Genomic DNA, 20,547 nt, shown 5'->3' on the forward strand with positions numbered 1-20,547 from the left:
GAAACCGCCGGTATGACTTCGGAGAGGAAGCGAACGACTACCGGGAGATGGGCTCGCGGCGCTCGCGGATGCGGGCGGCCTTGCCGCGCAGATCGCGCAGGTAGTACAGCTTGGCGCGACGCACGCGGCCACGGGCGGCGACCTCGTACTTGTCGATCGCCGGGGTGTGGATCGGGAAGGTCCGCTCCACGCCGACGCCGTAGCTCACCTTGCGGATGGTGAAGGTCTCCCGGTTGCCGGAGCCCTGTCGACGGATGACAACGCCCTTGAAGACCTGGACACGGGTACGGGTGCCCTCGGTCACGCGAACGTGAACGTTGAGGGTGTCACCGGGGCGGAACTCCGGGACGTCGGAACGCAGCTGGGCCTTCTCCAGCTCCTGAATGGCGGTGTGCATCTCGCGAATCCTCATCAATAGCGCGCCGCGACCGGCCCCGCACCGAAAGGAGCGGGGACGCGCGGGCGATGGCCCTGATACGGGTCTGACTGTCGAACCGCCCGGGTGACCGACACAGAGGCCGACGTCGTGCCGCCGGCATGCGGATGCCTAGGGGTCACCAGGGGGGAACCCACCCAGTCTGCCACATCCCCGGCGGCGGGCCGAACCATCGCTCAGCCGGCCCCGTCATGGTCCTTCTCCGCCAGGACCTCCCGGTCCCGTCGGTCCAGACCCTCCTCCGGCATGGCGGCCACCAGGTCGGGGCGGTTGCGCGCGGTCTTGCGCAGCGCCTGGTCGCGCCGCCACCGGTCGACCGCCCCGTGGTTGCCCGACAGCAGGATCGGCGGCACCTCGTGGCCGCGCCAGGTGGCGGGCTTGGTGTACACGGGCCCCTCCACCAGGTTCTCCATGCCACCGGAGGCGAAGGAGTCCTGCACCGCCGACTCCTTGTTGCCGAGCACGCCGGGGAGCAGGCGGGTGATCGCCTCCACCATGACCAGCGTCGCCGACTCACCGCCGTTGAGGACGTAGTCGCCGATGCTGATCTCCTCGACCGGTATCCGCGCGGCGGCGTCCTGTGCGACCCGGGAGTCGATGCCCTCGTAGCGACCGCACCCGAACACCAGGTGCCCCTCCCCCGCCAGCCGTTCGGCGTCGGCCTGCCGGAAGGGGCGGCCGCTGGGGGTCGGAAGGATGAGCCGTGCGGGTGCGTCGCCGATCACGGAGTCCAGTGCCTCGCCCCACGGTTCGGGCTTCATCACCATGCCGGGGCCCCCTCCGTAAGGGGTGTCGTCCACGGTGTTGTGCCGGTCGTGGGTCCACGACCGCAGGTCGTGGACGTGCACGTCGAGCAGTCCGGAGGTACGCGCCCTGCCGATGAGGGACAGGTCCAGGGGAGCGAAGTAGTCGGGGAAGATGCTGATGATGTCGATGCGCACGGTGCGCCCTTCAGTCGGCGAGGTCGAGCAGCCCCGGGGGCGGGTCCAGGACGATCCGGCCGCCGGGCACGTCCACCTCGGGGACCAACTCGGCGACGAACGGGACGAGCACCTCGCGGCCACCGGACCCGGACACCACCAGCAGGTCCTGCGCGTGGTGCAGCACGTCGTCCACGGTGCCGATCTCCTCGCCGCCGGTGGTGACGGCGGTCAGGCCGATGAGCTCGTGGTCGTGGAACTCGTCCGGGTCGTCGGTGGGCGCGATGTGCTCGGAGTCGACGAGAAGGCTGATGCCGCGCAACCCCTCGGCGGCGTCGCGGTCACCGACGCCCTTGAACCGCACCAGCAGACGACCGCTGTGCACGCGCACGGCCGCGATGGTCAACGGCGCGCCACCGGGACGGTCGGTCTCCAGGGCGGAGCCGACGACGAATCTCTCTTCGGGGGTGTCGGTGCGCACGTCGACCGCGACGTCACCGCGAACACCGTGGGCACGGCCGATCCTGCCGACCACCAAACGCATGGGAACTCCGTCCTTGCCTCCCGCCCTCTTCCCAGGGGTGCGGGGAAAAACCATGCCCGGGACCGTGATGGCCCCGGGCACGACTGCGGGGGTGCCGACCGGCTACGGTCGGCACCCCCGGAGGCGCATCAGCGTACTTCGTTCAGGTCCAGCAGATCCACGCGGACGTAGCGGCCGCCGGCCAGCGAACCGATGACGGTGCGCAGGGCCTTGGCGGTACGTCCGTTACGGCCGATCACCTTGCCGAGGTCGTCGGGGTGCACCCGGACCTCCAGGACTTTGCCCTTGCGGAGTCTCTTGACCCGCACCTGGACATCGTCGGCGTTCGCAACGATCCCCTTCACGAGGTGCTCAAGCGCCTCTTCCAGCACGTCAGGCCTCGCCCTCGGACTTCTCGGCCTCAGCGGTCTCGGCGGCGGGCTTCTCCGCCTTCTTCTTGGGAGCGGCGGTCTTCTTCTCGGCGCCCGGGAGCACGAGCTCCTTCAGAGCGGCCTGGAAGGCGGCCTCCTTGGCCTCCGGGTCCTTCGGCTCGGCGACCTGAAGCGGGGCCGGCGCGGCCAGACCCTTGAACTTCTGCCAGTCGCCGGTCTTGCGGAGGAGGACCTTGACCGCGTCGGAGGGCTGGGCGCCCACGCCGAGCCAGTACTGGACCCGCTCGGAGTCCACCTGGATCAGGCTCGGGTGCTCCTTGGGGTGGTACTTGCCGATCTCCTCGATCGCCTTGCCGTCACGCTTGGTGCGGGAGTCGGCGACGACGATGCGGTACTGGGGCGTACGGATCTTGCCCATACGCTTGAGCTTCAGTTTGACAGCCACTGGAGTGGTCTTCTCCCGATTAACGGTTGAGGCGCCCGATGAGCGGCCACGTGGGGTTGTGGTACCCACCGGAACAGACGTGGGTGCGGGCTAGTTAGAGGGCCGGCCCGACACCGTTAGTCGACTACTCATTGTGCCAGACGCGGACGTGTTCCTTGGCCGGCCCGACGGCGTGGCCTACTTCTCAGGGAACTTGAAGTTCGACAGGTCGGGCATGTTGGGCTGGTTTCCCCCGAAAGCGGGAGGCAGCGAGGTCTGCCCTCCGCCACCGAGACCCGGCGGCAGCTGCGGCGGAGCGTTCTCGGCCTGCTCCTGGCGGCGCTGCTCGCGCTCCAGCTCCTGCTGGCGCGCCTTCATGGGGTTGCCGCTGCGCTGTTTGCCCTTCTTCTTCTTGGTCTGGACCTTGGCCTTCTTGCGGCCTCCGCCCATACCCGGCATACCCGGCATGCCCGGGATCCCGGGCATGCCGCCGTTCTTCATCTTGCGCATCATCTTCTGCGCTTCGAAGAACCGGGTGACGAGCCCGTTGACGTCGCCGACCTGGGTGCCCGAACCGTTGGCGATGCGCAGCCGGCGCGAGCCGTTGATCATCTTCGGGTTGGCCCGCTCACCGGGGGTCATCGACTGGATGATCGCCTGGATGCGGTCCAGGGCCTTGTCGTCGATGCTGTCGATCTGGTCGCGCATCTGACCCATGCCCGGCATCATGCCGAGCAGGTTGCCGATGGGGCCGAGCTTGCGGACCATCTGCATCTGCTGGAGGAAGTCGTCGAGCGTGAAGTCCTCGTCCGAGGCCATCGTCGAGGCCATCTTCTGGACCTCGGCCTCGTCGAACGTGCGCTGCGCCTGCTCGATGAGCGTGAGCACGTCACCCATGTCCAGGATGCGCGAGGCCATCCGGTCCGGGTGGAAGAGGTCGAAGTCGTCCAGCTTCTCGCCGGTGGAGGCGAACATGATGGGACGGCCGGTGATGTGCCGGATGGACAGCGCGGCACCACCGCGCGCGTCGCCGTCCAGCTTGGTGAGGGCGACCGCGTCATAACCGACCCCGTCGAGGAAGGCCTGAGCGGTGTTGACGGCGTCCTGACCGATCATCGCGTCCACGACGAAGATGATCTCGTCGGGGCTGACGGCGTCCCGGATGTCGGCCGCCTGCTTCATCATCTCGGTGTCCACACCGAGACGACCGGCGGTGTCGATGACGACCACGTTGTGGTTGTTGCGCTCGGCGAACTCGATCGACAGCCGCGCGACCTCGACCGGGTCGCCGACGCCGTTGCCGGGTTCGGGCGCGAAGACGGGAGCGCCGGCGCGCTCGCCGACCACTTGGAGCTGGGTGACCGCGTTGGGCCGCTGGAGGTCGGCGGCGACCAGCAGGGGGGTGTTGCGCTGCGCGGCCAGCCACTTGGCGAGCTTGCCCGCGAGAGTGGTCTTACCGGCGCCCTGGAGACCCGCCAGCATGATGACGGTGGGCGGATTCTTGGCGAAGCGGACCTGTCGGGTCTCACCACCGAGGATCTCGACGAGTTCCTCGTTGACGATCTTGATGACCTGCTGCGCCGGGTTGAGGGCCTTGGAGACCTCCTCGCCCCGGGACCGCTCCTTGATCCGCGCGATGAAATCACGGACCACGGGCAGCGCGACGTCCGCCTCCAGCAGGGCGAGACGGATCTCCCGCGCGGTCGCGTTGATGTCCTCCTCGGACAGGCGCCCCTTGCCTCGCAGCGAGGAGAAGACCGATGTCAGCCGGTCGGAAAGCGTCTCGAACACGAGTGTGGCCAGTCCTTCGTCTCGGAATTGGTCTCTAAGCCTACCCGGACCTCGTCCCACCGTCGGAAACCCGTCGGGCCACCGTGGGGGCGGGAGGTCGGGAAGGCGGGAGGGCGAAGGAGAGGAGGGACGGGCGGTCCCGTCCCTCCTCTCGCGTGCGTCAGGCGTTCGACCGATCGTCCGGTCAGTTGCCGCCGTCCTCTTCGCTCTCGTCCTCGGAGGGCTCCTCGGCACCGGACAGGGTGGCCTCGCGCTGCTGGTCCAGCGCCTCCAGCATGCTCTCCTGCTGACCGCCGGTCAGGCCACTGGTGCTCAGGGTGGCGCTGCCGTCGATCGTGTAGGTCTGCTGGGTGGAGCTGACGATGTTGTAGTCGGCGCCGCACGACAGGTCCAGCGTGCCGCCGGCCTCCAGGGTGCCGCTGTCGCTACAGGTCTTCTCGCCGATCTCGGAGTTGCTGAACGTCACGTCCATGCGCACGGCGACCTTGCCGCTACCGGTCCCGGCCGCGTCGCGAACGGTCCCGGACCAGGTGCAGTTGGGGCCGTCCTCGCAGGTCATGTCCGCCTGGCCCTCCCAGCCGACCTCGATGCGGGCGTCGCGGGAGGACCCGAGTTCGTCCGTGGTCGTGGCGATGACACCGTCGTAGAGCTCCTCGACGGCGGTGGTCTCGGCCTCCGCCAGGTCCAGGCGCACCTGCGGGCCGGTCTCGCCCTCCGGCGGGACGAGTTCCTCGATGGCGATGCGCTTGACCTGGCCGGTCTCGGCGTCGATCCACATCTGGTTGCGCTCGCCGGCCAGATCGACGCGGTGGGTGAGGGTGCCGTCCAGGTTCTCCTCGACCGCCTCGTCCGACTCCAGTTCCAGACCGCCGAGGATCTCCGCCAGCACCGGCGGAGCGAGCACGGCGCTGGGGTTGATGCCCGCCTGAGCGCTGGAGGCCCGCACCCAGTTGTCGTTGAACTCGTCGAAATCGGGGGCGAAGACGCCCTGGTCGAGCCAGAAGTCCTCCAGGGCGCGAATGAAGATCCGCCCGTCGGCGCTGATGACGTCGGCCTCGATGCTGCCGGAGCGGATGGTGCCGCTGGCGGTGCCGCCGTCGGCGACGGTGAGCGAGGTGTCGCGCACGTCGGCGCCGACGCTCTCGGCGATCTGGCCTGTGGCGACGAGGCCCTGGTAATCGGAGAGGTCGCTCAGGGCCTGTTCCACCAAGGGCGCGGCGGCGACGGGCTCGGCCGTTTCGGGGCTGGGCTCGGGCTCCCCGCCCCCGGGGCGCAGGTTGCTCAGATCGATGGAGCACCCGGCCAGGCCGAGCACGACCGTGGCGCTCGCCGCGGCGAGCACGACGTGCCCGCCTCTGCGAAGCCTGTTGTGATTGACCGGCGCCATCTTGCCTCCTGACCCCGTATCCACGGGGCACGTACGAATCAGCGTGGGTTCTTCCGGGGGTGGGGCGGAGTGAGCGCCCCGACCCGCGCGTCCCTTGGGATGCGCCCGTGCGCCCCCGGGTTCCGGTCGGACGCGTCGGCGGTTCCGTGGTCGGCCGCGCGATCGGCCGTGACGGCGTTCGGTTCCTCCGCCGTGCCGCCCGCACCGCGTGGCAAGGGTATCGAACCGAGACCCGGCACACGGCCAATAACGCTCCATGAATGCCCACATATGACACGAAATACGTGATCGGACACAACAGCGGGGCCGGCGGGGATCACTCCCCACCGGCCCCTGGGTCACCTCACCGCGTCAGCGGCGCAAGACCCTCGACCTCGACATTGAAGACTAGGCCTTGACCTGCGGTGAGGCCGTCCCCTCGCCCGGAGGCGTCGGCGAGGAGACCGCTTCGGCCTCCATCTCGTCGAGTTCGTCGAAGGCGTAGGCCGACTCCGCGTGGAGCTCGTGGTCGAGCCCGTTGGTCTCGACCTCCTCGGGGATGCGGAACCCGATGATGAGATCGATGACCTTGCCGATGATGAAGGTGACGACGAAGGAGTAGAGCATGACGCCGACGACCGAGATGGCCTGGACGGCGAGGAGGCCGATGCCACCGCCGTAGAAGAGGCCGGCGGAGCCGCCCGTGGCCTCGGCGGCCAGGAAGCCCAGGGCGAGGCAGCCGATGATGCCGCCGACCATGTGGATGCCGACCACGTCGAGGGCGTCGTCGTACTTGAACTTGAACTTCCAGCTGATGGCGTAGGCGCAGACGGCACCGGACAGGAGGCCGAGGATGATCGCGCCGACCGGCGTGACGTTCGCGGCGGCCGGGGTGATCGCGACCAGACCGGCGATGGCGCCGGAGGCGAAGCCGAGGGCACTGACCTTGCCGTAGCGGATGCGCTCGACGAGCATCCAGGCGGCGGTGGCGGCGGCGGTGGCGACCTGGGTGTTGACCAGGGCCAGGGCGGCGGTGGCGTCGGCGGCGTAGGCGGAGCCGGCGTTGAAGCCGAACCAGCCGAACCACAGCAGGGCGGCACCGAGCAGGACGAACGGCAGGTTGTGCGGACGCATCGACTCGGAGCCGAAGCCCTTACGGCGACCCAGCACGAAGGTCAGGGCCAGCGCCGCGGCACCGGCGTTGATGTGGACCGCGGTACCGCCGGCGAAGTCGATGACCTCGTAGCCGCCGATCTCCAGGGCGCCGATCCAGCCGCTGCCCCAGACCCAGTGGGCGACGGGGAAGTAGACCAGCAGGGCCCAGATCGGGGCGAACAGCAGCCAGGCGCCGAACTTGGCGCGGTCCGCGATGGCGCCGCTGATCAGTGCGACGGTGATGACCGCGAACATCATCTGGAAGCCGGCGTCGACCAGGAGCGGGTAGCCGCCCTCGGCGTCGACCTCACCGATCAGTGAGGTGAGGCCCACGTAGTCGAATCCGCCGATGAACATGTCGAGGGCGCCGAAGCCCTCGGAGTAGGACAGGGAGTGGCCGACCAGGACCCAGAGCACACTGACGACCGCGATGCTGGCGAAGCTCATCAGCATCATGTTGAGCACGCTCTTGGCTCGCGACATGCCTCCGTAGAAGAAGGCCAGGCCCGGTGTCATGAGCATCACGAGCGCGGCGCTGGTCAGCAGCCACGCTGTCGTGCCGGTGTCAATCATTACGTCGCCTCCATAGGACGGACGGGGGATTGTCTGTGAGGGCGGCAGTCAGCGAGCGCATCATCGGGCCCGATGCAGATCACCACACGGGCAACTCTCCGATCGGGGTGTTTCTCTGTGGAGCCCGACATGTTGCGCGGGGGTAAAAGGACAGCCAGCCGTGTTAACGACAGGTGAACCGACCCCCCGATGACGACCAATGCACGTGCACCGACGCAGACCGCGCACCCTCACATAGACCATGAGCGATACATCCGACACGGAGGGTGAGATCTCACAGTGATAACGGAGTCATTGCCAGGAAGTCACCACAGCGTGTAACACCGGTATTTCAATCGCATGACGTGGATCACAGTGGGCGTCCGGGTGCGACGAACGGCGTGTTCGGACCCGGTGAACGGTTACGGCCGGGCGTCCCCGCTGGGATGCCCGGCCGTAGTGTGAGGGACGGTCCTCAACCGAGGATCGCGTCCACGAAGACCTCGGGGTCGAACGGCGCCAGGTCGTCGGGCCCCTCGCCCAGACCGACCAGCTTGACCGGAACGCCCAGCTCACGCTGGACCTGCACGATGATGCCGCCCTTGGCGGTGCCGTCCAGCTTGGTCAGCGCGATCCCGGTCACGTTGACGACCTCGGCGAACACCCGGGCCTGACGCAGGCCGTTCTGTCCGGTCGTGGCGTCCAGGACCAGCAGGACCTCGTCCACCTGGGACTTCTTCTCCACCACCCGTTTGACCTTGCCGAGCTCGTCCATGAGACCCGTCTTGGTGTGCAACCGGCCGGCCGTGTCGATGATGACGGTGTCGGCACCGTCCTCGATGCCCCGGGTCACGGCGTCGAAGGCGACGCTCGCGGGATCGGCGCCCTCCTCCTTGCGCACGACCGGCGCGCCCACCCGCGAGCCCCAGGTCTGGAGCTGCTCGCTGGCGGCGGCGCGGAAGGTGTCGGCGGCGCCCAGGACGACCGTGCGGCCGTCGCCCACCAGCACCCGGGCCAGCTTGCCCGTGGTGGTGGTCTTACCGGTGCCGTTGACGCCGACGACCATGATCACCCCGGGCCGGTCGCCGTGCGGTCCGGTGCGCACCGCGCGGTCGGCGTCGGTGCGGATCTGTGCGAGCAGCTCGTCCCGCAGCAGGGTCCGGACCTCGTCGTGGTCGCGGGTGCCCAGCACCTTCACCTTGGTGCGGAGGTTCTCCACGATCTGTGTGGCGGAGGTGACGCCGATGTCGGCGGTGATGAGGGTGTCCTCGATCTCCTCCCAGGCGTCGTCGTCCAGCGACGAGGAGGAGAGCAGGTTGAGCAGCCCTTGGCCGAAGGAACTCTGCGACCGGGCCAGCCGGGCGCGCAAGCGGACCATGCGTCCGGCGGAGGGAGGAGGCGTCTCCGGCTCCGGTTCGGCGGGGGCGACGTGGGCCTCGGGTACGGACGCGCCCGCCGGGGGCGCCTGGGCCGGTGGGAGGAGCTCGACCCCTCCGTCCCGCTCTCGGTCCTCCGGGGCGGCCGACTTCGGCTCTCCGGTGACCTCGGGTGCGGTCTCCTCCTCACCCGGCGCGACCGGACGCCGGGTCCTGACCAGGAAGAATCCGCCGACGGCCAAGAGCACGACGACGATGGCAAGACCTGCGAGCAAGTAGATTTCCATAGCCCGCCCAGTCTCCCAGAGTGTCCGACGCGTTCGCATCACGCCCGGGTGGCGTGCCGGGAACGAACCGGTGACCCGTCGGCGGCGGGGCCCGCCCGGGTTCAGGTGGCGTGGTGGCGGGTCGTGCGCAGGATCAGCACGAAGAACGGCGCGCCCAGGAACGCGGTGACCACGCCGATGGGCAGTTCGGCCGGGGACACCACGGTGCGCGCGACGATGTCGACGACGACCAGGAAGGCGGCTCCGACGATCATCGTCACCGGCAGGATCGCCCGATAGCTCGATCCCACCAGGCGGCGCACGATATGGGGAACGACGATGCCGACGAACCCGATGAGCCCGCTCACCGACACCGCGGCGGCGGTGGCCAACGACGCGGCGGAGATCACGACGATCCGCACGATCGCCGGGTTCAGACCGAGGCTGACCGCCTTGTCGTCGCCCAGGGCGAGCATGTCCAGCAGGTAGCCGCAGACGAGCAGGATCAGCAGACCGAGCACGGTGTAGGGGGCGATGAGGCGCACGTCGTCCCATCCGCCCCGACCCAGTCCGCCCAGCAGCCAGGCGTAGATGCGCTGCAACTGGTCGGTGCCCATCTGCTGGACGAAGGTCTGGGCCGCCGCCAGGAACGAGGAGACGGCCACCCCGGCCAGCACGAGCGAGGACGTCCCTCCCCCGCCGGCGGTGGTACCGAGCAGGTAGGCGGCGGCGACCCCCACCAGGGCGCCGGCGAAGGCCGCGACCGGCACCAGCGCCCGTGGGGAGTCGCTGAACTCGGAGCCGAAGACGATGATCGCCGTCGCGCCCAGACCCGCGCCCGAGGCGGCCCCGAGGAGGTAGGGGTCGGCCAACGGATTGCGAAAGACGCCCTGATAGGCCGCGCCCGCGGTGGCCAGCAGGGCGCCGACGACGGCGCCCATGATCACGCGGGGCAACCGCAGTTCGACGAGCAGGGCCGCCTGCCGCTCGGTGAGCGGTGTCTCCGTTCCGAACGGCAGGAGGCTCAGCAGGTGCAGGACGATGTCGGCCGCGGAGAGCGAGGCCGCGCCCGCGGAGATCCCGAAGACGACGGCCACGGCGAGCGCGACCAGACTTCCCGCGGACCATCCGAGGGGGACACCGACAACGCCCCTGGTCACTAGTTCGCCGTGTTGTCGAGGACCGTGTCGCCGACGAGGCGTGCGAAGTCGACGACGCGCGGTCCCCAACGGGAGGCGATGTCGGCGTCGAGCAGGTACACGGCGTCGTTCCGCACGGCGGTGACGGTGTCGAACGCGGGGCGCTCGGCGACCGCCTCGACGGCGGCCTCGTCACCGTAGGACAGGAAGATCAGGTCGGGGTTCTCCTCGACGATGTACTCCTGCGAGAGCTGGGGGTAGCCCCCGGCGGTGCCGTCGTCGGCCGCGTCGGCGATGTTGACCAGGCCGAACGAGGAGTAGATCTGACCGACGAAGGTCTCGGAGGTGGCGGAGAAGGGGGTCTCGTCGAGCTCCTGGTAGAAGCTCAGCCCGGCATCGCCCGCTTCGGCGCACACCTCCTCGACGACCTTGGTGAACTCGGTCTCGATCCGGGTGGCCTCGGCATCGGCGTCCTCGGCGTGACCGGTGGCGTCGCCGAGCAGGCGGATCTGGGCGTAGGTGTCCTCAAGGTCCGCGGCGGCGGGCATGACCAGGGTGGGAATGTCCACGTCGGCCAACTGCGCGGCGGTCTCCTGTGCGCTGTCGGACATGACGACCAGGTCGGGGTCGTACTCGACGATCGCCTCGACGCTGGGCGTGAACCCGCTCAGGTCGGTGGTGGGGGCCTCGGCCGGGAAGTTCGAGTACTCGTCGGCGGCCTCGACCCGCTCGCCGGCCCCGATCGCGAAGAGCATCTCGGTGTGGCTCGGGGACAGGGAGACGATCCGCTCGGGCGCCTCCTCCACGGTGACCTCGCCGACGGCGTCGGTCAGGGTGACCGGGAAGGTGCCGTCACCGACGGTGGGGCGGTTCGGGTCCGCCTCGGGCGGGGCGCAGACCGCGGCGGCGGTGTCGGTGCCCGGCTCCGGGGTCCCGGTGGACTCGGGGTCGTCGCCCGTGTCACCGCAGGCGGTGAGTGCCAGCGTCGCGCCCAGCAGGGCCACGGGAAGTCGGTGTGCGATCCGCACGGTGCTCCTTGGTGGAACGGGGGGAAGGGAGCGGCCTCGGGGCGGAGAACGGCCTGTCCTTCCCACGAGGACGGGGGCGTGCGGCGTCGGGAAGGCGACCTGGCTCGTCCCCGCCGGGGCGGGGCTCCACAGTTGCGGGACAGCGCCGGGTTGGGCGGCGGGTTTCGGCCGCGGTACCGGACTTCGCTTCGTCGACGCCGACCGATCGGCCTCGTGTACGGGCCGCATCGGCCTCACCACTGTACCGGCCGGTCCTTCCGGCCCTCGTGCCGGGCGTACACCGCGCTCATCTGGGTTTTCCCGACCGCGATCATCGAAAAAGGGACCCGGTACCAGAATTCGATTCGCCAGGAATTCATACCAAAAGGGATGTTTGTCTAGTTTCTTCCCTGGCGAAACACGGGTCACTTGGGAGCGTTTTCCTACGCCGTGTGGCCAGATTGAGTCTTCGCGAACATTGACACGGAGATGGCACACAGCAATGATCTCGTTGCTATGCGCGCCATTTAACCGAGTAAGGACTTGACGCGGTGTATAGCCCCAACCGTGTACTCCCGTACCCCCACGGGCTGTCCCGCCACCATCCCCCCGGCCTCCCGAGGCGCGCACACAGAAGGGATGTGTTGACAAGGTGGCACCCCACCGTAAACGTCTGGCGTCACTCGCCGGATTGACCCTGTTGGCGGGTTTGGTCTCCGCAACACCCGCGGGAGCCGACGAGATCTCGGAACTCGCCCCCCTGCACCCCGTTCCCACCCCCGAGGACGGAGAACTGGTCCATCAGGCCAACGGCCTGTGGTTCATCGAGCTGGAGAGTCCCCCCACCACCCAGGGCACCTCCGCTTCGACGGTCGAGAAGGAACAGAAGGAGTTCCGCACCGAGGCCGAGGAGTACGGCCTGGAGTACGACGAGCGCCACTCCTTCGGCGACCTGTGGAACGGTCTGTCCGTGGAGATGGACGACGCCCAGGTGGGCACCGCGCGGTCGATCCCCGGGGTCCGGGCCATCTACCCCGTCGTGACGTACGGGATTCCCGAGGCCGAGGAGAGCGTTCCCGACCTCGACACCGCGCTGCCCATGACCGGCGCCGACATCGCCCAGAACGAACTCGGTCTGAGCGGTGAGGGCGTCCGGGTCGCCATCATGGACACCGGCGTCGACTACACCCACCCCGACCTGGGCGGCGGCGGATTCCCCAACGACCGCGTGGTCGCCGGCCACGACTTCGTCGGAGACGACTTCAACGCCCAGGACCCGAACGCCGTCCCGGCCCCCGATGACGACCCCCAGGACTGCAACGGTCACGGGACCCACGTGGCGGGCATCGTCGGCGCCGAGGGCGAGGTCACCGGTGTGGCCCCCGACGTGGTGTTCGGCGCCTACAAGGTGTTCGGCTGCGCCGGTTCCACCACCTCCGACATCATGATCGCGGCCATGGAGCAGGCGCTGGCCGACGACATGGACGTGCTCAACATGAGCATCGGCTCCTCGCACTCCTGGCCGCAGTACCCGACCGCCACCGCCTCCGACAACCTGGTCGACGAGGGCATGGTCGTCGTCGCCTCGATCGGCAACGAGGGCGCCACCGGCCTGTACTCCGCGGGCGCACCCGGCCTCGGCGAGCACGTCATCGGCGTGGCCTCCTTCGACAACACCCACGTACAGAGCGTCTCGGCGGTGGCCAACCCCAGCGGTGAGGCCGTCGCCTACATGAACATGGGCGGCGCCGCCGAACCCCCCACCTCCGGTGAGACCGACCCGCTCGCATCGGCCGGACGGGCCTGCACGTCCTTGGGCGACACCGTCGGCGACCTGACCGGCAAGACCGCGCTCATCATCCGCGGTGCCTGCACCTTCGCCGAGAAGTACAACGCGGCCGTCGACGCGGGGGCCACCGGCGTCGTCGTCTACAACAACGTGGCCGGCCTCTTCGCGGGCGGCGGCATCGTGGACCGCGGCGCCTTCTCCGTCGGCGTCGCCAACTCGTCCGGCCTGCACCTGCTCGAACTGCTGGAGGGCGACGAGCCCGTCACGCTGGGCTGGAGCGACGAGGTCATCACCGTTCCCAACCCGACCGGCGGACTGATCAGCTCCTTCAGCTCCTACGGTCTGGCCGCCGACCTCACGGTCAAGCCGGACATCGGCGCGCCCGGTGGTCTGATCAACTCCACCTACCCGGTCGCCAAGGGGAGCTACGCCACCGTCAGCGGAACCTCGATGTCGTCGCCGCACGTGGCCGGCGGTGTGGCGCTGCTCCTCCAGGCCCGCCCCGACCTGGGCGCGCACGAGGTCCGCACCGTTCTCCAGAACAGCGCCGACCCCAAGGCCTGGTGGGGCAACCCCGGTCTCGGATTCTCGGACAACGTCCACCGTCAGGGCGCCGGGATGATGGACATCCCCGGCTCGGTCCTGGCCACCACCACGGTCACCCCGGGCAAGCTGTCGCTGGGCGCCACCGAGGGCCCGGCCACGGAGACCGTCACCATCACCAACGACGGTGACGCCGAGGCCGTCTACGAGCTGTCCCACGAGGGCGCGCTCGGGACCCACGGCAACACCTTCGCGCCGAGCTTCAACGACGGCTTCGCGGACGTGGCGTTCGGCACCGACGAGGTGACCGTCGCCCCGGGTGCCTCGGTCGAGGTACAGCTCACCGTGACCCCGCCCGCCCGCGACCACAGCCAGATGATCTACGGCGGCTACGTCGTGGTCTCCCAGGTGGACGGCGAGACCTACCGGGTCCCGTACGCCGCCTACAACGGGGACTACCAGGAGATCCCGGCCCTCGCTCCCACCGAGCACGGGCTGCCGTGGCTGACCTCGATCACCGACTGCGACGCGTTCGCCGGGCTGGAGTGCGCCGGCGGCGGTTCCTTCGAGAACCGTCCCGAGGGCCACGCCTACAGCCTGGAGTGGGTCGACGGCCTGCCCGACGTGCCCTACGTCATCGCGCACTTCGACCACCACGTCACCCGACTGGACCTGGTGATCATCAACGCGCGCACCGGCCGCCCGGTCCACCCGCGCAACAACATCGCCGCCTCGGTGGACCACGTCGGCCGCAACGCCACACCCACCGCGTTCCACAGCTACGTGTGGGACGGCACCTACGTGGACTCCCACGGCAGGGTGAAGGACGTCAAGAACGGCGACTACCGCCTCGAACTGCGCGCCCTGAAGGCGCTCGGTGACGAGTCGAACCCCGACCACTGGGAGACCTGGACCTCCCCGGTCATCACGATCGACCGGGGCTGACGACCCCTCCGCCCCGGTCACGGGCCGCCCTCTCCCCCGGGGAGGGCGGCCCCCTCTTCTCCGGGACGCCGGAAGCGGACGTCAGGCGGGGCGTTCGAGTTTCTGGCTGATGACCTGGGAGATGCCGTCGCCCTGCATGGTGACGCCGTACAGGGCGTCGGCCGCCTCCATGGTGCGCTTCTGGTGGGTGATGACGATGAGCTGCGAGGCGGACCGCAGCTCCTCGAAGATCACCAGGAGCCGCTGGAGGTTGGTGTCGTCCAGCGCCGCCTCGACCTCGTCCATCACGTAGAACGGCGACGGCCGGGCCTTGAAGATCGCGGCCAGGAACGCCACCGCCGTCAACGAGCGCTCACCGCCCGAGAGCAGGGACAGCCGTTTGACCTTCTTGCCGGGCGGGCGGGCCTCCACCTCGATGCCGGTGGTGAGCATGTCGTCGGGGTTCGTGAGCAGCAGACGGCCCTCGCCGCCCGGGAAGAGCCGGCCGAAGATCGCCGAGAACTCCCGCTCCACGTCGAGGTAGGCGGAGGCGAACACCTCCTGCACTCGCGCGTCCACCTCCTGGACGATGTCCATCAGGTCGCGCCGGGTCTTCTTGAGGTCCTCCAGCTGGGCGTTGAGGAAGGAGTGCCGTTCCTCCAGCGCCGCGAACTCCTCCAGGGCCAAGGGGTTGATCTTGCCGAGCTGGTTGAGCTGGCGTTCGGCCGTCTTGGCCCGCTTGAGCTGCACCTCGCGCACGTACGGCACGGGGACGGCGTCCTCGTCGGCGTCGGCGGGCGGCGGCACGGGCACGCGCGGACCGTACTCGGCGATGAGCGTGGGCACGTCCACGCCCATCTCCTCCATCGCCTTGGTCTCCAACTGCTCCAGGCGCAGTCGGCGTTCGGCGCGGGCCATCTCGCCGCTGTGCGCCGAACCGGTGAGCTTCTCCAGGTCCACCGACAGCTCGCGGACCCGGGCGCGCACCGTGCGCAGTTCGGCGTCGCGGGCCTCCTTGTCGGTCTCGGCGGCGACCCGTTCGGCCTCCGCGGCGGTCAGCGAAACGGCGATGCGCTCCAGGGCCAGGCGGGCGCTCTCGGCGACCGCCTCCGCGATGGTGGCCTGGGCGGCGCGCAGGGCACGGCGCTGTTCGGCGCGTTCGAGGGCCCTGCGCTCCTCGGCGGCCTGTGCCGAGAGCCGTTCGGCCAGGCCGGCGACGGCGCGGGCGCGCTCCTCGGCGGTGCGCACCGCCAGACGGCGTTCCATCTCGGCGGCGCGGGCCAGAGAGGCCTGGGCGGCGAGTCCGTCGCGCACCTCGGGGTCGGGCGCCTCCTCCTCCAGGGAGGCTGCCATCTCCTCGGCCTCGGCGAGCCGCTCCTCCAGACGCGCGAGCTTCCCGACGTCCTCGGCTCGGGCGGCGGTGGCCTTGGACGCGGCCGCGGCGTACCGCCCGGACTCGGCCTCGGCGGACCGGGCCTGACCGCCGAGCTTGCCCAGGCGCTGGGCGGTCTCGTTGCGCCTGCGGTCGCCTTGGCGGCGGCGGACGGTGAGCTCCCGCACCCGTTCGGTGAGTTCGGCGCGCTCGGCCTTCTTGGCGTCGAGCTCCTCGGCGGCGGTGGCCGCGGCCTCGGTGGCGACCTCCAGTTTCGCGGCGGCCTCGTCGACGGCGGCCTGGATCTCCAGCAGGCTGGGCGCGGCGGCAGAGCCGCCGTGGGCCAGGGCGGCGCCGATGACGTCCCCGTCAGGGGTGACGGCGCGCACGCCCGGCAGTTTGCCGGCCAGATCGCGGGCGGTGGCCAGGTCGGGGGCGAGCACGACGCGGTCGAGCAAGGCGGTGAGGGGACCGGCGAGGTGTTCGGGGGCGGTGACCGCGTCCACGGCGTAGCGGATGCCGACGGGCGGCGACGGCCAGTCCGCGCGGGGCGGCGCGGGCAGCGCGCCGGCGATGACGATTCCGGCCCGGCCCGCGTCCTCGGCGCGCAGCAGTTCGAGGGCGGCGACGGCGACTGCGGGATCGTCGACCGCGACGGCGCCGGCGGCCGCTCCCAGGGCCGCGGCGACGGCCGCCTCGCGTCCGGGCTCCACCTGGATCAGGGAGGCCAGCGCGCCGAGCAGACCGGTCAGGTCCGAACCGAGGAGAGCGGCCGCGCCGTCCTTACCGGCCAGTCCCGGTTCGAGGGCCTCCTTGCGGGCGGCCAGGGCGGCCCGCTCACCCTCGGCGGCGCGTTCGGCGTCGCGCAGCCGGTTGAGGTCGGTCTCGACCTGGGCGAGCGCGGCGGCGGCCTCCTCCTGGGCCGCGTCGAGTTCGGCGTCGCCCTCGTCGAGACCGGCGGCCTCCTCGGCCGCCATCTCGTACTCGGCCTGGGCCTGTTCGGCGCGTTCGGCGGCCTGAGCGGCGGCCTCCTCCAACCGGGTGATCTCGGCCTCGCCGGAGGACAGCCGACCGCGCAGGCCCTCCACGTTCGCGGACAGGCGCACCAACTGCTCACGGCGTTCGGCGGCGGCCCGACCGGCGGCCTCCAGCCGCTTCTCCTCGCGGTGGAGGGCGTCCTCGACGGAGGTGCGTTCGGCGACGGCGGTCTCCAGGACCTCCCGGGCCTCGTCCAGCCGGGTGAGCAGCTCCTCCTCCTGGGCGGCGGCCTCCTCGGCCTCCCTCTCCAGTTCCTCGGGGTCGCGCCGGTGGACGGGTTCGTCGCCGACGGAGGCGAGGTTGCGGAAGCGTTCGGCGGCCAGCCCGCGCACCGCGTCCAGGCGTTCGGTGAGCCGGGACAGGGCGTGGTAGGTCTCGGTGGTCCGGGTCAGGACTGGGGCGGCCTCGGCGCTCTGGGCCTCCAGCACGGCCTCGCGCTCCTGGGCCTGGGCGAGGGAGGCCTCCACGGCGGTCCGACGGAGCAGGACCTCCTTCTCGTCGGCCTCCTCCTGGGCGAGCTGCTCGGTGAGGATGACGATGTCGTCGGCGAGCAGGCGCAGGCGGGCGTCGCGCAGGTCGGCCTGGATGACGGCGGCCTTGCGCGCCAGTTCCGCCTGGCGGCCGAGCGGTTTGAGCTGGCGGCGCAGCTCGGCGGTGAGGTCGGTGACCCGGTCCAGGTTGCCCTGCATCGCGTTGAGCTTGCGGATCGCCTTCTCTTTGCGCTTGCGGTGCTTGAGGATGCCGGCGGCCTCCTCCACCAGGGAGCGGCGTTCCTCGGGGCCGGCGTGCAGGACGGTGTCGAGCTGGCCCTGGCCGACGATGACGTGCATCTCACGGCCGATGCCGGAGTCGCTGAGCAGGTCCTGGATGTCGAGGAGCCGGCAGGTGTCCCCATTGATGGCGTACTCCGAGCCGCCGTTGCGGAACATGGTCCGCTTGATGGTGACCTCGGTGTAGTCGATGGGCAGGGCGCCGTCGGAGTTGTCGATGGTGAGACTGACCTCGGCGCGGCCCAGCGCGGGGCGGGTGGAGGTGCCCGCGAAGATGACGTCCTCCATCTTGCCGCCGCGCAGGGACTTGGCACCCTGTTCGCCCATCACCCAGGACAGGGCGTCGACGACGTTGGACTTGCCCGAGCCGTTGGGGCCCACCACACAGGTGATGCCCGGTTCGAAGCGCAGGGTCGTGGCCGACGCGAACGACTTGAAGCCTCGCAGCGTCAGATTCTTCAGATACACCCACACCTCCCGCGATGGTCACCGGGCGTTCCCACCGCGTCCCCTCGACAGGACGCGGGTCGCCCCGTACAAGGGTGCCACGAAGCGGTGACCAGGGTGCGGGGATCGGTGTGATGTCCGGCGGGAACGCGCCGCCGGGCGGAGGCGTGTCCGCCCCGGGCGCGGTTCCTTCGCGGGTCCCTCCCGACACTTCACGAAGGGAGGGGGAAAGGAGGGGGGATCACCGGCGGACACGGAGGGTTGCGACGGGGTCCGCCGGGTACAAAGGGAAAGAGGCCGCAATGGAAAAGGAAAGAATGCGGCTCAAGGGACATTCGGACTCAGTGATATCCGTCGACGGGTTCCGTTAGGGACGCCTGGATGGTGCGCTCGGCGCCCCCGCCGTCGGATGTTGTTCGTCATATGCGCGCGGGTCGGTCGGGACCGTGCGCGCGAACGTGCGGATCAGGCGAGCGCGGGCTCGCGGTCGGTGGCACCGGTGACGTCGCTGACCGCCATGCTGAGCTGGTCGTTGCGCGCCTGGAGCCGGCTGATCTCGTCTTCGAGGTCGCGTACCCGCTTCTGAAGCCGTCGCATCTCCTGGACCATACGAGGGTCGGAGCCGCCGACGTGGCCGAACAGAGCCTTCGCCATGATATGGGTCCTCCACACTGAGTGACCAGTTGTGATTTCGCGCATGCGACACCCCGCGGGTTTTCCTTTCGCATGACGTGTGTACTTCACGCCATCGATGTTTCTTCCACGCGGGTGGAAGGTGCGCGGTATGCCTTCCAGAGTCTCACTAGGCGCGCTACTGGTCAAGATTGGATTACAAACAGTCGGTAACCACCGCGACCCGGAGCGAGAACACCCGGGCAGGCGATGACAACACGATGCGAAAAGGACCACCCCGGCCGAGCCGGTGACGCGCGAAAACGCACGACGATGGTCGCGACACACCTCACGAGACCCTGCCACGAGCCTTCGATAGACCGCCGCGGTCGCGGGGTGTGCTCGAATCGCGTTACCCCTTCAGGATACTCACCGTTCGATGAAACCGGTGAACGTCCCCCTACTCGGACCCCAACGTTCGACCACAGAGTCCACACGACCGGGTGTTCCGCCGCCCTTGAGGTGTTCAAGAAGCCTCTCGCAGTCCGCTCTGGAGCCCTCCGCGACGACTTCGACGCGACCGTCGGAAAGGTTGGTGGCTGCGCCCACGAGTTCCGATTCGAGCGCCCGAGCCCGGGTCCACCAGCGGAAACCCACACCCTGGACCTTCCCTCGCACCCACGCGGTCAACCGGACGACCTCGTCGCCGTCACTCATGACCGTTCCTCTTCCTTACCTTGGGGAGACACTTTCCTCACTGAGTGGTCGCATGTCCGTTCGAGGACGTGAAATCACACCGGCCCCACCCGTCCCAACGCTCCGTTCCGGACGCGCGGGCTCAGGCCGTGCGGGTCCGCCGCGGGGGCTTCTGGCAGGTGGGGCAGCTGTACGAGGAGCGGTTCATGAACGCCTCCCGCACGATCGGGACGTCGCACCGGCGGCACGGCCGATCCTCACGCCCGTAGGCGTTGAGCCCCCGCGCGAAATAGCCGCTCTCCCCGTTGACGTTGACGTACAGCCCGTCGAAGGTGGTCCCGCCCACCTCCAGCGCCTCGGTCATGACGTCGCTCACGTGTCCCAGGAGCTCCTCCCCTCGGGCGCGGGTCAACGTCCGGGTGTTGCGCCGACCGTGCAGCCGGGACCGCCACAGCGCCTCGTCCGCGTAGATGTTGCCCACCCCGCTGATCAGCGACTGGTCCAACAGGGCCCGCTTGACCTCGGTGTCCTTGGCGCGCAGCGCCCGCACGAACGTCTCGGCGACGAACTCGTCGTCCAACGGGTCCAAGGCGATGTGGTCCACCGACGCGGGCACGTCCGCCCGCACCCCGGGCACGTCCACCATCAGGTGGCCGAAGGTGCGCTGGTCGACGAACCGGAGCTCGTTGCCGTCCGACAGCGGCAACCGCACCCGCAGGTGCTTCTCGTCCGGCTTGCCCTGGGGCTGGATCAGCATCTGACCGCTCATCCCCAGGTGGGCCAGGAGCATGTCACCGCCGTCCAGCGCCAGCCACAGGTACTTGCCACGACGCAGCACGGCGGTGGGCGTGCGTCCCTCCAGCCGGGCCGCGAAGTCGGCCGCTCCGGGCACGTGCCGGCGCACCGCGCGGGGGTGCAGGACCTCCACCCCGGAGACGGCGCGGCCCACGGCGTGGGACGCCAACCCCCGGCGGACGACCTCGACCTCGGGCAACTCGGGCATGGGGTA

Annotated in this window: 16 protein-coding genes; 1 reads left to right on the forward strand and 15 read right to left on the reverse strand. The window is 69.8% G+C overall.

The window, feature by feature from the left end; translation table 11 throughout:
- Positions 1-37 precede the first annotated feature (37 nt).
- From rplS to PWG71_RS09435, 11 genes are all read right to left on the reverse strand, one after another.
- Positions 38-397, reverse strand: a complete 360-nt coding sequence (rplS, locus tag PWG71_RS09385) for a 50S ribosomal protein L19 (protein WP_274809193.1) — start codon at positions 395-397, stop codon at positions 38-40.
- A gap of 215 nt (positions 398-612) precedes the next feature.
- On the reverse strand, positions 613-1,377 hold the full coding sequence (gene trmD / locus PWG71_RS09390; RefSeq protein WP_274809194.1) for a tRNA (guanosine(37)-N1)-methyltransferase TrmD: 765 nt from the start codon (positions 1,375-1,377) through the stop codon (positions 613-615).
- A 10-nt stretch (positions 1,378-1,387) separates the two neighbouring features.
- A complete protein-coding gene (gene rimM / locus PWG71_RS09395) occupies positions 1,388-1,900 on the reverse strand; it encodes a ribosome maturation factor RimM (RefSeq protein ID WP_274809195.1) in 513 nt (170 codons plus the stop codon).
- Positions 1,901-2,028: 128 nt separating this feature from the next.
- Complete coding sequence (locus PWG71_RS09400) at positions 2,029-2,271, reverse strand: RNA-binding protein (RefSeq protein WP_274809196.1); 243 nt, start codon at positions 2,269-2,271, stop codon at positions 2,029-2,031.
- 1 nt (position 2,272) lies between these two features.
- Positions 2,273-2,716, reverse strand: coding sequence for a 30S ribosomal protein S16 (gene rpsP / locus PWG71_RS09405; RefSeq protein WP_274809197.1), 444 nt, complete (start codon positions 2,714-2,716; stop codon positions 2,273-2,275).
- A gap of 177 nt (positions 2,717-2,893) precedes the next feature.
- The gene (ffh, locus tag PWG71_RS09410) at positions 2,894-4,486 is read right to left on the reverse strand and encodes a signal recognition particle protein (protein WP_274809198.1); all 1,593 of its coding nucleotides are present in this window, start codon (positions 4,484-4,486) and stop codon (positions 2,894-2,896) included.
- Between the two features lie 184 nt (positions 4,487-4,670).
- A complete protein-coding gene (locus PWG71_RS09415) occupies positions 4,671-5,873 on the reverse strand; it encodes a hypothetical protein (RefSeq protein ID WP_274809199.1) in 1,203 nt (400 codons plus the stop codon).
- Positions 5,874-6,260: 387 nt separating this feature from the next.
- Positions 6,261-7,580, reverse strand: a complete 1,320-nt coding sequence (locus PWG71_RS09420) for an ammonium transporter (RefSeq protein ID WP_274809200.1) — start codon at positions 7,578-7,580, stop codon at positions 6,261-6,263.
- A gap of 454 nt (positions 7,581-8,034) precedes the next feature.
- The gene (ftsY, locus tag PWG71_RS09425) at positions 8,035-9,222 is read right to left on the reverse strand and encodes a signal recognition particle-docking protein FtsY (protein ID WP_274809201.1); all 1,188 of its coding nucleotides are present in this window, start codon (positions 9,220-9,222) and stop codon (positions 8,035-8,037) included.
- Between the two features lie 101 nt (positions 9,223-9,323).
- Entirely contained in the window at positions 9,324-10,361 is a 1,038-nt protein-coding gene (locus PWG71_RS09430; protein WP_274809202.1) for a FecCD family ABC transporter permease, read from the reverse strand.
- Complete coding sequence (locus PWG71_RS09435; protein ID WP_274809203.1) at positions 10,361-11,368, reverse strand: ABC transporter substrate-binding protein; 1,008 nt, start codon at positions 11,366-11,368, stop codon at positions 10,361-10,363. The genes PWG71_RS09430 and PWG71_RS09435 overlap by 1 nt, the downstream gene beginning before the upstream one ends.
- A gap of 631 nt (positions 11,369-11,999) precedes the next feature.
- On the opposite strand from PWG71_RS09435, the gene PWG71_RS09440 reads away from it, so the two are divergent.
- On the forward strand, positions 12,000-14,624 hold the full coding sequence (locus PWG71_RS09440) for a S8 family serine peptidase (protein ID WP_274809204.1): 2,625 nt from the start codon (positions 12,000-12,002) through the stop codon (positions 14,622-14,624).
- Positions 14,625-14,705: 81 nt separating this feature from the next.
- Here PWG71_RS09440 and smc read toward each other — a convergent pair whose 3' ends face one another.
- The 4 genes from smc to mutM form a co-directional block, all read right to left on the reverse strand.
- Positions 14,706-18,251 (reverse strand): chromosome segregation protein SMC, encoded by a 3,546-nt coding sequence (gene smc / locus PWG71_RS09445; RefSeq protein WP_274809205.1) that lies wholly within the window; start codon positions 18,249-18,251, stop codon positions 14,706-14,708.
- A gap of 444 nt (positions 18,252-18,695) precedes the next feature.
- Positions 18,696-18,884, reverse strand: a complete 189-nt coding sequence (locus tag PWG71_RS09450; protein ID WP_274809206.1) for a hypothetical protein — start codon at positions 18,882-18,884, stop codon at positions 18,696-18,698.
- A 387-nt stretch (positions 18,885-19,271) separates the two neighbouring features.
- Positions 19,272-19,559 carry an acylphosphatase gene (locus tag PWG71_RS09455; RefSeq protein WP_274809207.1) on the reverse strand — a complete coding sequence of 96 codons (288 nt, stop codon included), beginning with the start codon at positions 19,557-19,559 and terminating at the stop codon, positions 19,272-19,274.
- Positions 19,560-19,680: 121 nt separating this feature from the next.
- Positions 19,681-20,541 carry a bifunctional DNA-formamidopyrimidine glycosylase/DNA-(apurinic or apyrimidinic site) lyase gene (gene mutM / locus PWG71_RS09460; RefSeq protein ID WP_274809208.1) on the reverse strand — a complete coding sequence of 287 codons (861 nt, stop codon included), beginning with the start codon at positions 20,539-20,541 and terminating at the stop codon, positions 19,681-19,683.
- Positions 20,542-20,547 lie beyond the last annotated feature (6 nt).

This window comes from Nocardiopsis sp. N85 (assembly GCF_028882275.1).
In the GTDB taxonomy this organism is placed as follows: domain Bacteria; phylum Actinomycetota; class Actinomycetes; order Streptosporangiales; family Streptosporangiaceae; genus Nocardiopsis; species Nocardiopsis lambiniae.